This is a genomic window from Bradyrhizobium sp. S3.3.6 (assembly GCF_040546905.1).
GTDB classification, from domain to species: domain Bacteria; phylum Pseudomonadota; class Alphaproteobacteria; order Rhizobiales; family Xanthobacteraceae; genus Bradyrhizobium; species Bradyrhizobium cytisi.
In genome coordinates this window covers 334427-348695 of the sequence record NZ_JBEPOT010000002.1, presented here as the reverse complement: position 1 = coordinate 348695, position 14269 = coordinate 334427, and the positions used below count along the sequence as shown (strand labels likewise).

General features: G+C 64.5%; 16 protein-coding genes. 8 read left to right on the top strand and 8 right to left on the bottom strand.

Going from position 1 to position 14269, the window contains the following annotated elements:
• Positions 1-136 precede the first annotated feature (136 nt).
• The 3 genes from ABID59_RS06255 (at position 137) to ABID59_RS06245 (ending at position 3149) form a co-directional block, all read left to right on the top strand.
• Positions 137-1177, top strand: coding sequence for a PrsW family glutamic-type intramembrane protease (locus ABID59_RS06255; protein ID WP_354033553.1), 1041 nt, complete (start codon positions 137-139; stop codon positions 1175-1177).
• Positions 1178-1251: 74 nt separating this feature from the next.
• Positions 1252-1830: an HdeD family acid-resistance protein gene (locus tag ABID59_RS06250; protein ID WP_354082785.1), complete on the top strand. Its 579-nt coding sequence runs from the start codon at positions 1252-1254 to the stop codon at positions 1828-1830.
• Between the two features lie 233 nt (positions 1831-2063).
• Complete coding sequence (locus ABID59_RS06245; protein WP_354082784.1) at positions 2064-3149, top strand: 3-deoxy-7-phosphoheptulonate synthase; 1086 nt, start codon at positions 2064-2066, stop codon at positions 3147-3149.
• Positions 3150-3211: 62 nt separating this feature from the next.
• On the opposite strand, the gene ABID59_RS06240 is transcribed toward ABID59_RS06245, so the two are convergent.
• Genes ABID59_RS06240 through epmA form a run of 3 tightly spaced genes read right to left on the bottom strand, consistent with a single transcriptional unit; the run spans position 3212 to position 5659 of the window.
• Positions 3212-3463, bottom strand: coding sequence for a hypothetical protein (locus ABID59_RS06240; protein ID WP_148753884.1), 252 nt, complete (start codon positions 3461-3463; stop codon positions 3212-3214).
• Positions 3464-3503: 40 nt separating this feature from the next.
• A complete protein-coding gene (locus ABID59_RS06235) occupies positions 3504-4598 on the bottom strand; it encodes a lysine-2,3-aminomutase-like protein (RefSeq protein WP_354082783.1) in 1095 nt (364 codons plus the stop codon).
• Positions 4595-5659: an EF-P lysine aminoacylase EpmA gene (epmA, locus tag ABID59_RS06230; protein ID WP_354083112.1), complete on the bottom strand. Its 1065-nt coding sequence runs from the start codon at positions 5657-5659 to the stop codon at positions 4595-4597. The genes ABID59_RS06235 and epmA overlap by 4 nt, the downstream gene beginning before the upstream one ends.
• Before the next feature lie 157 nt (positions 5660-5816).
• On the opposite strand from epmA, the gene efp reads away from it, so the two are divergent.
• The 3 genes from efp to ABID59_RS06215 all read left to right on the top strand — a co-directional run bounded on the left by efp (position 5817) and on the right by ABID59_RS06215 (position 9097).
• Entirely contained in the window at positions 5817-6383 is a 567-nt protein-coding gene (gene efp / locus ABID59_RS06225) for an elongation factor P (RefSeq protein ID WP_148753881.1), read from the top strand.
• A 24-nt stretch (positions 6384-6407) separates the two neighbouring features.
• The gene (locus ABID59_RS06220) at positions 6408-8030 is read left to right on the top strand and encodes a M23 family peptidase (RefSeq protein WP_354082782.1); all 1623 of its coding nucleotides are present in this window, start codon (positions 6408-6410) and stop codon (positions 8028-8030) included.
• A gap of 158 nt (positions 8031-8188) precedes the next feature.
• Complete coding sequence (locus tag ABID59_RS06215) at positions 8189-9097, top strand: amino acid ABC transporter substrate-binding protein (protein WP_148753879.1); 909 nt, start codon at positions 8189-8191, stop codon at positions 9095-9097.
• 52 nt (positions 9098-9149) lie between these two features.
• Here ABID59_RS06215 and ABID59_RS06210 read toward each other — a convergent pair whose 3' ends face one another.
• Together ABID59_RS06210 and ABID59_RS06205 are read right to left on the bottom strand one after the other, a co-directional pair.
• Complete coding sequence (locus ABID59_RS06210) at positions 9150-9653, bottom strand: cupin domain-containing protein (RefSeq protein WP_354082781.1); 504 nt, start codon at positions 9651-9653, stop codon at positions 9150-9152.
• Between the two features lie 21 nt (positions 9654-9674).
• Complete coding sequence (locus ABID59_RS06205) at positions 9675-10154, bottom strand: carboxymuconolactone decarboxylase family protein (protein ID WP_148753877.1); 480 nt, start codon at positions 10152-10154, stop codon at positions 9675-9677.
• 54 nt (positions 10155-10208) lie between these two features.
• Here ABID59_RS06205 and ABID59_RS06200 point away from each other — a divergent pair, with 54 nt between their 5' ends.
• Positions 10209-10745, top strand: a complete 537-nt coding sequence (locus ABID59_RS06200; protein WP_354082780.1) for a MarR family winged helix-turn-helix transcriptional regulator — start codon at positions 10209-10211, stop codon at positions 10743-10745.
• 126 nt (positions 10746-10871) lie between these two features.
• On the opposite strand, the gene ABID59_RS06195 is transcribed toward ABID59_RS06200, so the two are convergent.
• Complete coding sequence (locus ABID59_RS06195; RefSeq protein WP_148753875.1) at positions 10872-11123, bottom strand: hypothetical protein; 252 nt, start codon at positions 11121-11123, stop codon at positions 10872-10874.
• Between the two features lie 196 nt (positions 11124-11319).
• On the opposite strand from ABID59_RS06195, the gene ABID59_RS06190 reads away from it, so the two are divergent.
• On the top strand, positions 11320-12552 hold the full coding sequence (locus tag ABID59_RS06190; protein WP_354082779.1) for a lytic murein transglycosylase: 1233 nt from the start codon (positions 11320-11322) through the stop codon (positions 12550-12552).
• A gap of 6 nt (positions 12553-12558) precedes the next feature.
• Here ABID59_RS06190 and ABID59_RS06185 read toward each other — a convergent pair whose 3' ends face one another.
• On the bottom strand, positions 12559-13350 hold the full coding sequence (locus ABID59_RS06185; RefSeq protein WP_354082778.1) for an aldolase: 792 nt from the start codon (positions 13348-13350) through the stop codon (positions 12559-12561).
• Between the two features lie 96 nt (positions 13351-13446).
• On the bottom strand, positions 13447-14256 hold the full coding sequence (locus tag ABID59_RS06180) for an SDR family NAD(P)-dependent oxidoreductase (protein ID WP_354082777.1): 810 nt from the start codon (positions 14254-14256) through the stop codon (positions 13447-13449).
• Positions 14257-14269: the final 13 nt, after the last annotated feature.

The following is a 14269-nucleotide window of genomic DNA, read 5'->3' as shown; positions in this document are numbered from 1 at the left end:
GCTCGTATTCTACACGTTGCGGTCCTGATGAACGCCAGCTGTCGCGCTTGTTAAGCAACGGGACAGCTGGCGCATGACAGATGGTCGCATCGGGAAACGTAGATAAGCGGACTAAGGGAACCTATTTTCGGCGCCGATGTATCTGATTGAAGCGTTACCCACCGTGATCGGAACGGCCGCCATCGCCCCGGCGCTGCTGATGCTGTGGCTTGTCATTGCCGCCGAAGAGCGCCCCGGGCCGCCGGCCCAGGTCTGGACTGCGTTCCTGCTCGGCGCGGCCAGTATCTCCTTGCTGGGTCTCGCCCGGGCCCCCTTCGCCAAGATGGTCGCGGCGCCCGACAATCCCTGGACGGCGCTCGCCATGCATTCGGTTTTCGGCGTCGCGCTGCCCGAGGAGGCGGTGAAGGTGATCGCCATCGTGCTGGTCTCCTCGACCAAGCGAAGAACCTTCGCCAATCCCATGGACACCGTGGTCTATGGCGCCGCTGTCGGCCTCGGCTTCGCGGCTTACGAAAACCTCGCCTATCTGGTGCAGCACGCCGAGATGTGGCGGTCGCTGGCGGCCTTGCGCAGCGTTCTCACCGTGCCGTTCCACGGCGCGCTCGGCATCATCGCAGGCGCCTATCTCACGATCGCGCGCGCCGGCACGGCGCTGGGCGCAAACCGCCACCACCGCGACTGGGCCCGCCTGTCCAGCCGCCTGCTGATCTTCGCCGGTCCGCTGGCGCTGCATTCGGCCTTCGACTTCCCGCTCCTGACCTTGCAGAGAATGCCTGATCTCGATCCCGGCTTGCGGATGTGGCTGGGCGCCGCGAGCCTGCTGATCGGCTTCAGCTCGATCGCCTTCGCCATGCGCCTGGTGCGGCGCGTCGCGCGCCATCACGCGCCGCGAACCGACGTTGCGCGCGAGCGACTCAGCCAGCTGCGCCGGATGTGGGCGCTGCTGCTCGCCGGCGGCGGTGTCGGCTTCCTCGGCCTCGCCTTCGTGCTGACCTCGATCCATCACTGGCTGATCAATCCCGAGCGCAATCTGACGTTGGCGCTGATCCCGATCGGCCTCACCTCGATCCTGCTCGGCCTTGCGCTTCTGGTCGTCACGACCGCGATCTACGTTCTTGGCCGCAACCGCATCCGCACCAGTGGCGAGGGTTTTTCGTCAGCGCACGGCAGCGGCTGATCCGCGGGATGGCAAGCGGGCTGCGCGCATACTAGATTGAGCCGCATCCGCTTCCCGTGACGTGAGAGGCCATCATGACTTCGCCCGAGGATTTTTCACGGCTGCAATCCGCGATGAGCCAGGCGGTCAAGGCGCATTGGAAGGCGTTTCTGTTTGAAGGCATTTTGCTTGCCGTTCTCGGCATCGCCGCGTTGATCCTGCCGCCGCTCGCCAGCCTTGCCATCACGATCTTTCTCGGCTGGATGTTCCTGGTCAGCGGCATCGGCGGATTGATCGTGACCTATTGGGCGCGCGCCACACCGGGCTTCTGGTGGTCGCTGCTCTCGGCGGCCCTCGCCGTGCTCGCCGGCATGCTGCTGTTGGCCCGCCCGATGCAGGCCGTGCTGACGCTGACCATCGTGCTCGGTGCCTACTTCCTCGCCGAGGGTGTCGCCACCATCATGTACGCACTGGAGCACCGCCGCGAGTTGAGCGGCCGCTGGTCGTGGCTGCTGATCTCGGGCCTCTTCGACATCGCGATCGCGTTCATGGTGATCACGGGACTGCCGAGTTCGGCGGAATGGGCCATCGGCGTGCTGGTCGGCATCAACCTGTTGTTCGGCGGCGCCACCCTGATCGGCATGGCCCTGGCGGCACGCAAGAGCAACAGCTGAGGCGCCTCAAAGCCCCTGACGCCGATTGGGGGGTGACAAGGAGCCAACGGCGCGCTATATGGCCCCCATGATCACCGTTGCCACCAGCTATTTTTGGTACTTTAGCTACGACAGCTCGCTGGCGGCAGGAGGATCGCGCTCAATCTGAAATATTGAAGCAAACGTCCGAACAGCCGCCAGACCTGGCGGCTTTTTTATTGGCCGGCAGGTTCTCAAAATGACAGGAGCCCGCCGTGCTGAGCACGACCGACGATCTTCGTATCCGCGAACTGAAAGAGCTGAGCACGCCCGATGACGTGATGCGGGAGGTCCCGCGCACCCTCACGGCCACCCGTGTGGTCATGGCGGCGCGCAACGCGATCCATGCCATCCTTAACGGCCAGGACGACCGGCTTCTGGTCGTGGTTGGCCCCTGCTCGGTGCATGATCCCAAGGCTGCGCTCGAATACGCCGAGCGCCTTGCTGCGTTGCGCGAAGACCTCGCTGACCAGCTTGAGATCGTGATGCGGGTCTATTTCGAGAAGCCGCGCACCACCGTCGGCTGGAAGGGCCTGATCAACGATCCCAATCTCGACGGCAGCTTCGACATCAACAAGGGCCTGCGGCTCGCGCGCAACGTGCTGTCGGCCATCAACAATCTCGGCCTGCCCGCCGGCGCCGAATTTCTCGACATGACGACGCCGCAATACATCGCCGATCTCGTGTCCTGGGCTGCGATCGGCGCGCGCACGACCGAGAGCCAGATCCATCGCGAGCTGGCCTCGGGGCTGTCCTGCCCGGTCGGGTTCAAGAACGGGACCGACGGCAATGTGCGCATTGCCGCGGACGCCGTGAAGTCCGCCTCGCATCCGCATCATTTCATGGCGGTGACGAAGCTCGGCCGTTCGGCGATCGCCTCGACCGCAGGCAATGAGGACTGCCACATCATCCTGCGCGGCGGCAGCAAGCCGAACTACGATGCCGCAAGCGTCGCCGCGGCTTGCAACGATCTGGCGAAATCCGGCGTCGCGCCGCTGGTGATGGTGGATGCGAGCCACGCCAATTCGAGCAAGAAGCCGGAAAACCAGCCGCTGGTCATGGCCGATATCGCCGGCCAGATCTCGGGCGGCGAGAACCGCATCATGGGCGTGATGATCGAGAGCAATCTCGTCGCCGGCCGCCAGGACGTGGTGCCGGGCAAGCCGCTGACTTACGGCCAGAGCATCACCGACGGATGCATTGATTGGGCGACGACGGCAACCGTACTCGAGCAGCTCGCCGATGCGGTCGAGATCCGGCGCAACACCGCGCGCGCCGGACTGCACGAACGTTCCGCTTAAGCGGGCAACAGGTGGGCGGGGCGATGCTGTTCGCGTCCTGCCCACCGCGCAGCAGTTCCGGCTTAGCAGCCGCGGCAGATGCTCTTGATCTTCTTGTCGAGCAGAGCGTCTTCCTTGTTCACGGGATTGTTCGGGTCGGTCAGATTCTTCTCGTTCGGTACGTCGCCGGCACGCGGCTGGCGGTGACCGACCGGCGCCTGTGGCAACGTTCCAGACGCGGCGCCGCCGGATGTCGATCCCTTGGTGCCGGTCTGCGCAATCGCCGCACCGCCGAGCAAGACTGCGAGCGATGCTGCCACCATGATCTTCTTCATGTCCGTTCCTCCATTCCTCAAACCGGCGTTCTCTTACCGCTCAGATTTCGGGCGGATAGAGATGAACGTCGCCGCAATAGTCGACGATACGATAGCGCGTTTCCGAGGCTGCATCACGTGGTTCGGCTGCGGTATTTTGCTCCGCCAACACATAATTCGGTCCGACCGGCGACTTGCCGGCACCGCCCGGTATGTCGATGACGTAGTCAGGCTGACACAGTCCTGACACCCGCCCCCGCAATTGCCGCATCAACTCCTGCCCCTGGGCCAGCGTCGTGCGCAGATGCGCCGTGCCTGGCGCGAGATCGCCGTGATGCAGGTAATAGGGCTTGATCCGGCACTCGACGAAAGCTCGCATCAAATCCGACAAGGTTGCGACGCTGTCATTGACGCCGCGCAACAGCACGGACTGGCTCACCATGGGAATCCCGGCATCGACCAGCCGCGCGCAGGCGGCGCGGGCCGGTCCCGCCAGCTCGCGCGCATGGTTGGCATGCAGTGCCACCCAAGTGGTCGCGCCCTCGACCTTCAGCGCCGCGACCATGTCGTCGCTGATCCGCGCGGGGTCGGCCACGGGCACGCGGGTATGAAGGCGGATGATCTTGACGTGATCGATGCCGGCGAGATCGGCCATGATCTCGCTCAGCCGGCGCGGCGACAGCATCAGCGGGTCGCCGCCGGTCAGGATCACCTCCCATATCTCGCCATGCGTGCGGATGTAATCGATCGCGGCGCGATAGGCGCTATCCGAGAGCGCGTTCTCCTTGCCGGGCCCGACCATCTCGCGGCGGAAGCAGAAGCGGCAATAGACCGCGCAGACGTGAACGAGCTTGAACAGCACGCGATCGGGGTAGCGATGCACGATGCCCGATACCGGCGAATGCGGGTGGTCGCCAATCGGATCGGCGTTTTCGCCCGGCTGCATCTCTAGCTCCGCGGCGGTCGGAACGAACTGCCGTGCGATCGGATCATCGGGATCCGATTTGTCGATCAGATCGACAAGCGCCGGCGTGATCGCGACCGCATAGCGCGCGGCAACGCGTTCGAGCGCCGGCAGCGCCGTAGCAGGCGCGAGGTCCGCGGCCACGAGTTCGGCTGGCTCACGCAATGTCCGTGCAAGACTGGTCTTCGTCATGTTTCACTTAACGTTTCATTTGCAGGCGGCGTCCACACCACCTGATCAATCCGTGTTGCGCCGCTCGCCAGCATCACCAGCCGGTCGAAGCCGAGCGCGACACCGCTCGCCTCGGGCATTTGGGCGACCGCAGCCAGGAAATCCTCGTCTAGCGGATAGGCCTCGCCGTAGCGGCGCTGCTTCTCCGCCATGGACTCCGTGAAGCGCTTGCGTTGTTCCTCGGCGTCGGTGAGTTCGCCAAAGCCGTTGGCGAGCTCGACGCCGCAGGCATAAACCTCGAACCGTTCCGCGACCCTGGGATCGTCGGCCTTTACCCGCGCCAGCGCCGCCTCTGGAGATGGGTACTCGAACAGAATGGTCAAACGTCCCTGCCCCAGATGCGGCTCGACATGCTCGACCAGAACCTTGCTGAAGATATCCGACCAGGTGTCGTCTTCGGCGATGCGGACCTTGCCGGCGGCCGCCTGGGCGAGCGCGGCGCGGTTAGCCTCGTTGCCCGAGATTGTCGACAGCAGGTCGATGCTGGCGAAACGCTCAAAGGCACCTGCGACCGTCAGCAACTCCGGCTCGGCGAAGGGATCGGCGGTCCGGTCCCGGAAGGCAAAGGTCCCGATTCCGGTCGCCTGCGCAGCGCGGGCGATGACCACCACGGTATCGGCCATGATGGCGTCATATGGGGTGCCCGCCCGGTACCATTCCAGCATGGTGAATTCGGGCAGATGCAGGTCGCCGCGCTCGCGGTCGCGGAACACCCGGGCGAACTCGAAAATCCGCTCCTCGCCGGCCGCCAGCAGCTTCTTGCAGGCGAATTCGGGCGAGGTCCGTAAGTAGCGGCCAGCCCGGCTGCCATCGGGCCGGATGAGCTCGGTCCGGGGGGCGTGCAGATGGGTCTCATTGCCCGGGGAGACCTGGAGGACGGCGGTTTCGACCTCGACGAAGCCCTGCTCGGCGAAAAAGCCCCTGAGTGACCCGGTGATGGCCCCCCTGGCCTGGAGGAACGGCCGCCGGTCGAGGTGCCGGCCGGGTGTCCAGAACGGCGAAATCGGCTTGTCCCCCGTCATTAGGCGATCGTCCCGCAGGCCAGCAAAATGCTGGCATTCAACGACAAAATGCGTATGTTGCGGCCCGAAACGGGCGCCGAGGTCTGAGGCCCCAAGTTCCCCATCCATTTGACCACGTCCTGGCCTGAGCCGGGCCAAGCAAGCAGGAAATATAGCTTTGAGAGTCATCGCCAGTTCTATTCGCAAGGGCAACGTGATCGAGCAAGACGGCAAGCTCTATGTCGTCGTGACCGCCGAGAACATCCATCCCGGCAAGGGCACTCCGGTCAGCCAGATCGAAATGCGCCGAATCTCGGACGGGGTAAAGATCTCCGAGCGCTACAAGACGACCGATCAGGTCGAAAAGGCCACGATCGAAGAGCGCAACTTCACCTACCTCTATGAAGATGGTGACGGCTACCACTTCATGAACCCGGAAACCTATGATCAGGTGCAGGTGTCCAAGGACGTGATCGGCGACGCGGCCGCCTATCTCCAGGAGAGTATGACGGTCAAGCTGTCGACGCACGACGTCAACGTGGTGTCGATCGCGTTGCCGCAGCGCGTGACGCTGGAAGTGGTCGAGACCGAGCCCGTGACCAAGGGCCAGACCGCCTCATCCTCCTACAAGCCGGCGGTGCTCTCCAACGGCCTGCGTACGACCGTGCCGCCGCACATCGCCGTCGGCACCCGTATCGTGGTGATGACCGAAGACGGCTCCTACTCCGAGCGCGCCAAGGACTAGGCAAGAGATCGAGGATCGGAACAGGTGCCGCCGGGGGGCGAGACAGTGGGTAGGAACGGTTTCCGCTTCGTCTCGCTTCTGCTGGCGTCGCTTTCGCTCCCCTTTGCGACGCCGCTCGCTGCGGACGAATTCCGCAGCCCCTCACTCACAGCCTTGCGCGTCGATTGGCGCACAGCGCTCGACCAGCTCCGTACCGAGATCAATAGCCACCCCCAGGTCGCCGGCGATTTCATCTTCGTGCCGCGCCGTTCTGTGCCGCGCTTCGATCCGCGCGCAATGCCGGCGCTGGTGCAGCTCAACGGGGTCTCCTCGCAATTCTTCACCGGCATTGCCCGCAGCCCCGTTCCCGTGCTGCTGCCGTTCGATGCCGCTGCCTATCTCGAGGCGCAACGCAGCGGCGCACGATCCCCGCTGGCTCTGCCGCGCTACCAGGCCGATTTCAATCCGGTCGACGTGTTCGACGCCGGTCCCGCCGGCTACAGCGCGACATTCTCGCTCGAGCCAGGCGCCGGCGACGGCATGCCTTCGCGCACCTTCGCAAAGCCGGTCGAGGTGCAGATCACCGGTTCGGCACTTGTCTACGACATCGCCGATCCCGCCGGCGGCAAGGGCGAGCCGGTGAAGCCGTTGGCGACAATCTACCCGGACCTGCGCAAATTCATCCGCGAAGGCTATGTCCGCTACGCCTTCAGTCGCTTCGGTGCCGCCTATGTGGTGTCGATCCAGTGCCTGGACAGCGTCGCGAAGCCGCGGCGGCTCGCCTGCAAGGAGGCCTACCCCGTTGCCGAGCGCTTCCTGAAGGCGCTGCATATCGCCGGCGGCCAGCGCGCGCGGCCACTGATGGACATTGCCTCTGATCTGATCGATCGCCCGGCCCCACGTTCGACGGATTTCAGCTACCGGCCGAGCGGCGACATCATCCCGAACTCCGGCTATCGCAAGCAGGGCGGCCATCCCGATCCGATGGCCTATTCGCAGATCCGCTTTCCGCTCGAGAAGGCGCCGGCCTTCGTGCATTCGCAATCCTACGCCAAGCGCGACAAGGACGATGGCCCGACCGCCTATCCCTGGCGTGACAATTTCTGCGAGTCACGCAGCTTCGAGGTCTGGCAGTGCGGCGGCGGCTATGGCCACCAGGGCGAGGACATCCGCGCCGCCGAATGCCCGTCGCCGGGCGACGGCCGCGAACCCTGCGATCCCAGGCAGCGCAGCGTCGTCGCCGCGCGCGACGCCATTGTGATCCGTGGCTCCAAGGACCAGGCTGCGACGCTCGAGGTCAACAGCCGCACCGAGCACATCCGCTTCCGCTACATGCATATGAATCCGCAGGCGTTGAACGCCGACGGAGTTCTCAATGGCCGCATCGTCACCGAAGGCGAGAAGATCGGCGTGATCTCCAACTACCTTGACCACCCCGCGGGTACGTCGATGCACCTGCATTTCGACGTCCAGGTATTCACGCGCGACGGCTGGATCTGGGTCAGCCCCTACGTCACGCTGGTCTCGGCTTATGAGCGCATGATCCGCGCCCGAGGCCGCGAGGTCGGCCCGGAGATCGCAAGCACCCCGCAGCCCGTCGCACACGCGCAGCCCGAGGATGCGATCAAGCCCGATCAGCGCGAGGGATCGAGCGGCGAAGAGAACTGACGCGCGGCTCGCGCAGCCGACCGCATTTCGATGACCCATCAATGACAGCGCGCCACGCTCGGCCAGACCCGATTTCGGGCCCGCTCCGCCTGACCCGACCTTCTCTGGCCCCAGAATTGCTTGGCTCCCCGCAGCCAAACAGGATGAAGGGGAAGTTCATGCGTTGTCTCACCACGGCGGCCATTCTCGCAGTCGCCTTCGCCGTGCCGGTTCATGCGGAGGAATTGAGCGGCACGCTGAAGAAGATCAAGGACACCGGCGCGATCACCCTCGGGATACGAGACAGCGCCGTGCCATTCAGCTACATCGACGACAAGCAAAAGATCGTCGGCTACGCGGTCGACATCTGCATGAAGATCATCGACGAAATCAAGGGTGAGCTCAAGCTCGACAAGCTCGAAGTTAATGAGAATATCGTTACTTCGTCCACCCGCATTCCGCTGATGGCGAACGGCACTGTCGATCTCGAATGCGGCTCGACCACCAACAATGCCGATCGCCAGAAGCAGGTGTGGTTCACCAACACGCATTTCCTTACGGCGAGCCGCTTCGTCTCGAAGAAAGCGCTGAAGCTCGATCAGGTCGATGACCTCAAGGGCAAGGCCGTCGTCTCGGTCTCCGGCACGACCAATATCACCCAGCTCAACAAGGCCAACGCTGCACGCTCGCTCGGCATCACCGTGATGAACGCAAAGGACGTCCCCGAAGCATTCCTGATGGTCGAGACCGACCGCGCCGTGGCCTTCGTCATGGACGACATCCAGCTTGCGGCGATGATCGCCTCGTCAAAGGATCCGTCGCTCTACGCCATCAGCACCGGCGCATTTTCCGATCCGGAGCCCTACGGCATCATGCTGCGCAAGGACGATGTGCCGTTCAAGACTGTCGTCGATCGGGCAACCGCCAAGCTCTACAAGAGCCCCGAAATCGAGACGATCTACAACCGATGGTTCATGGAGCCGGTACCGCCGCGCGGCCTCAACTTCCATGTCCCGCTGCCGGCCTCGCTGAAAAAATCGTTCGAGAACCCGTCAGACAATCCCGATCCTGCATCCTACGGAGGATGAGGACAGCTTGAGGCGTAGCCCGGATTGGGCTTTGGTCAATCCGGGCTACAAGTCACTCCAGATACGTCGTCAGTTGCGCGCCCTCATCCGCCACGAACACGGCGATCAGTTCGGCCGGCTCTGTGGTGCTGGCGTTGGCAGAGACCAGATGCGTCGCGCCCGGCGGCTCGAAGAAGGACTGGCTGGCACCGAACGTCTCGACCGGGCCGCCGCCGAGCTGGGAGCGGATCTCGCCTTTGGTGATGTAAGCGGTCACCGAGCCGGCGTGCCGGTGCGGTCGCGAAAACCCACCTGGACCGTAGAACACGCGCACGATGGTGACGCGCTTGCCCGGTACGTTGGGCAATGCGTAGGAGCCGATCGGCTCGACCTTGTCGAGCGGCGAGCTTTCCGCGGCCGAGGCGCAGAGCGGCGCGAGTGCGCCTGATACGGTGTCCATCGTCACCGGCAGCACCTTGCCGATCGTAAGCGCGCAGACGAGTCCACCGACAACGGCCACCGTCGTCGAGCGCAATGGCACAGGGCGCGGCACGGTGACCAAATTCATTGCAGTCATGACAACCTCCCCTCGTTGCAATCAGGACGCCGCGGCATTCGCCGCGACCGGCCGCTTCGCCGGCGTCCAGCGATAGGCCGCACCAAACCGATTCCAGACGTTGATCGAGGCGATTGCTGAGGTCAGGTACATCAGCTCGGTCTCCGAGAATTCACGCTGCACCTCGGCGTAGACCTCGTCGCCGAAGCCGTCGGCAAGCAGGGTCAATGCCTCGGCCCAGGCCAGCGCGGCGCGCTCGCGCGCCGAGTAGATCGGTGCCTCGCGCCAGACCGCGACCAGATGGAGCTTGTCCGCGGGCACGCCGAGCCGCTCCGAGAGAAGGATATGATGCTGCACACAGAAGGCGCAGCCGTTGATCTGCGAGGCGCGCAGCTTGACCAGCTCAAGAAGCTGCTTGTCGAGGCCGGCCTTGGCCGCAACCTGGCCCAGCGCAAGCACCAGATCATAAGCGTCCGGCGCAATCTTCTTGAAATCCTCGTATTCGCTGCGGGCGTGTGACATTGCCGTTCACCTCGTGCTATTGTAAGAATACTGATATAGTATAAGAGCCATTATATGTCGCGCAAGACTGTCAACGTCACAAGGTCGCAACCGGGGCGGACGACGCCCGAGCCGGCCAAGCATAGCCGGCCGCACGTGCCCGCCCCCGGCGAAGGCAAGCGCGGCGAGCAAGGTTATCTCGGCTATCTCTTGCGTCAGGCCCACGCCGCTGTGCGGCTGAAGATGGAACGCACGCTGGCTGATCTCGGCGTCACCTCGCCGCAGTTCGCCGTGCTGACCATGCTGAACGCCTATCCAGGACTATCAGGCGCCGATGTCGCCCGCCTCACCTTCCTGACGCCGCAGACCGTCGGGGTGATCATCCGCAACCTCGAGCGCGACGGCGCGATCCTGATGACGCCGCATCCAGTCCACGGCCGCATCCAGCAATGGACGCTGACGCCGCGCGGCGCGACGCTGCTCAAGGCGTGCCGGGACCGCGTGCTCGAACTGGAGAAGCGCCTGGTGACAGGGCTCGACGGCAAGGCTGAAGTCACTGTCCGCCGCTGGCTTGCGGGAGTCGCAGCCGATCTGCAGGAGGAGGAGGCCTAGTCGCCTCCTCCGTCGCCGCCGTCACCATCTCCAATATCGCCGAAGCCGAAGTCGCCGTCGCCGTCGCCCTGGAAGCGAAGCGACCGTAAACGGACAGGCTTAAAGTTTGGGATTTGAGAGGCTGCCCTATCCGCGCTTCAACGCGTTCTTAACCTCGCCATCCGGCCACACCTCGCCCGCCGCAATGACCCGCACCCGGCTTCGGTCCGCAGCGTTGACCAACACATGCGAACTCATCCGGTCGCCGCTCGGCTCCAGATCCAAATCCGTTTCAGGCTTCCAGCTCAGCGTCGCCGCGAGATCGCCGGGAAAAATCTGCCAGCACGATCCGTCGTCGAGCTCGACGACATGGCTTTCCGCATGCGCGCGTATCTTCATCCCACCCCGAAGTCTCGTTGAAGAAGGCGAGCCCCGGCGACCGGCCGGAGCCCTGCCTCATCTCATCCTCTTCCAATGTGAGCGGAAGGAATGCGGGGCTGCGACACTTTGTTCCGGGGAACATGGCGTCGAAAGCCTGTTCCTCCTGTTCCAGGAACCGGCTCACAGGCGCCGCGTTTCCGGCTACGATAGCCGCATGAAACACGCTGATTCCTCGGCCAATCGCATCACCCGCCGCGCCGTGCTCCAATCAACGCTGGGCGCAGCCGCTCTGCTCGCAGTCCCGACGAACGTCTTCGCGTCGCCTCCCGGCTTCGACGAATGGCGCGAGGGTTTTCGCGCACGCGCAATGGCGAAGGGCATTTCGGCGGCGACCTGGCAGCGCGCGATGGCGCGGATCGAGCCGGACATGAGCGTGTTCAAGCAGATGCGCAACCAGCCGGAATTCCACGAGCAGGTCTGGCAATACATCAACCGTCGCGTCTCCGACTGGCGCATCATCAACGGCAAGATCGCGCTGAAGAACAACGAGGCGCTGCTTGCGCGCATCGAACGCGATTTCGGTGTCGAGCGCGGCACGCTGCTGGCGCTGTGGGGCGTGGAGTCCGCCTACGGCGATCCGCTGGTGCAGCAGAACCACATGACGCCCGTTTTTCCCTCGCTCGCCGCGCTCGCCTGGAACGAGCCGCGCCGCAAGGCCTATTGGGAGGCCGAGCTGATCAATGCGCTGCGCATCGTCGACAAGGGTTGGAGCACGCCGGAGGAGATGCAGGGATCCTGGGCCGGCGCCATGGGCCATTCGCAATGGATGCCGGAGGTCTGGCTCAATGTCGGCATCGACTACGACGGCGACGGCAAGGTTTCGCCGTTCGGCAAGCCCGATGACGCGCTGGGCTCGACGGCAAAGTATCTCGTCAATCGCGGCAAGTGGCATCGCGGCGAGCATTGGGGTTACGAGGTCCGCGCGTCCAGTGAGATGAGCGGCAGCCGCACTTATTCGGCGTGGCAAGCAGCCGGTGTCACTCGCGCCGACGGCCAGGCATTTCCGCAGCCGAACGCATCCGCACAGATGTGGACGCCGGTTGCGGGCGGGCCGACGTTCCTGCTGGGCCCGAATTTCTATTCGGTGAAGAGCTACAATCCCTCGATGAATTATGCGCTCGCGATCTGCCATCTCGGCGACCGCTGCCTGGGCGCGCCGCCGTTCATTCAGCCTTTCCCCGGCTCCGAGCGTGTGCTCACGCTCGCCGAGGTGCAGGAAATGCAAACGCGGCTGACCAAGGCCGGCTTTGATACCGGCGGCACCGACGGCCGCGTCGGCAATGACACCATGAAGGCAATTAAGGATTTTCAGCAGCGCGCCGGGATCACGCCCGCCGATGGTTATGGCGGGCTTAAGGTGCTGGCGAAGCTGCGGCAGGGATCGTAGACGGCCTCAGTGCCGATACTGGGGCTCCTCGGCGTCGAGCTGGCGCCGGATCGCGGCGAGATGCAGTCGCGCGGATTCTGAATCGCCTTCACGCATCTGCTTGTAGGTTGCAGCCGCAATCGCGGGATCGACCGGTTGCACCTTTCGCCCCGTGGACATCGCCAGCACCTGCACCTCGGCGGCGCGTTCCAGATAGTAGAGATCGTCCCAGGCTTCCGCAATCGTCGGCGCCAGCACCATCACGCCGTGATGCTTCATGAAGATGATGTCGGCATCGCCCACGGCGGAAGCAATGCGTGCGCCTTCGCGGTTGTCGAGCGCGAGGCCGTTATAGTCGCGGTCGACCGCGGTGCGGCCGTAGAATTTCAGCGCGGTTTGTCCGGCCCAGATCAGCGGATCGCCCTCGGTCATCGACAACGCCGTGGCGTAGGGCATGTGGGTGTGGAAGGCGACTTTCGCGCGCGGCAGGCGCTTGTGCATCTCGGCGTGGATGTAGAACGCGGTCGCCTCGGGCTCGCCTTCGCCATCGAGCACGTGGCCGTGGAAGTCGCAGATCAGCAACTTTGACGCGGTGATCTCGCGGAAGGCGTAGCCATAGGGATTGACGAGGAACAGATCGTCATGGCCCGGCACGACGGCCGAAAAATGGTTGCAGATGCCCTCCTCAAAGCCATTCCGTGCGGCCATCCGGAAGCAGGCGGCGAGATCCTCGCGCGCGGTGCGGATTGCATCGGTCGCGAGGTCCGGCCGGTTCGAGCGAACGGCTGCGGGTGCGGAGGCATGAAGGCTGTGTGCCATGGCGAAGGAAACCTCTTTCAGGCAGGAGACGGCAGCGTTTTACAGGGCCCACGCCTGCGCGTCAGCCCCGCTGGCCGCCACCCTGCCCTGCGCGTCTCACGCCCGCCGCGGGACGCCGCCGGCATTCATGCCGCCGTCGATCACGAGCTCGCTGCCGGTGACGTAACGCGAGGCATCTGACGCCAGATACAGCACGCCGGAAGCAATCTCGCCAGCCTGGCCGGCGCGGCCGAGCGGGGTTGCGACCTTGGCGCGCTCCTCCGGATCGATCGGCGCGTTCTGACCTGCGCCAGTCGCGCCGGTCGGGATCTTGCCCCAGATCGGCGTGTCGATGATGCCTGGATGCACGGAGTTGACACGGATGCCGTCGCCGGCCGCCGCGCACTCCATCGCGATCGACTTGGCGAACAGCCGCACGCCGCCTTTGGTCAACGAATAGGCTGCGAGGCCCGGTGCGCCGCGCAGGCCCGCAAGCGAGGACATCATGACGATCGAGCCGCCGCCGGTCTTGCGCATCAAGGGCAGGCAATGTTTCACCGAGAGAAACACGCCATCGAGATTGATCGCATTCTGCTTGCGCCAGTCAGCGAGCGTCATGTCGACGATCGAGGGCACGGCAATGCCGATACCGGCATTGGAGACCAGGATGTCGAGCCGCCCGTGGCGCTTCGCGATCTCGTCGACGATCTCGATCCAGCGCTCCTCGCTGGTGACGTCCTGCTCCAGAAAGATCGCCTTGCCGCCTGCCTGGGTGATGCGCCTGGCGAGCTCGGGGCCGCGCAGCTCGTCGATGTCGGTGGCGATCACGGTGGCGCCCTCGCGCGCGAACAGGTCGACAATGGCCTCGCCAATACCGGACGCGCCGCCCGTCACCAATGCGACCTTGCCCTCAACCTGCCCCGCCATGTTCACTCCCTTT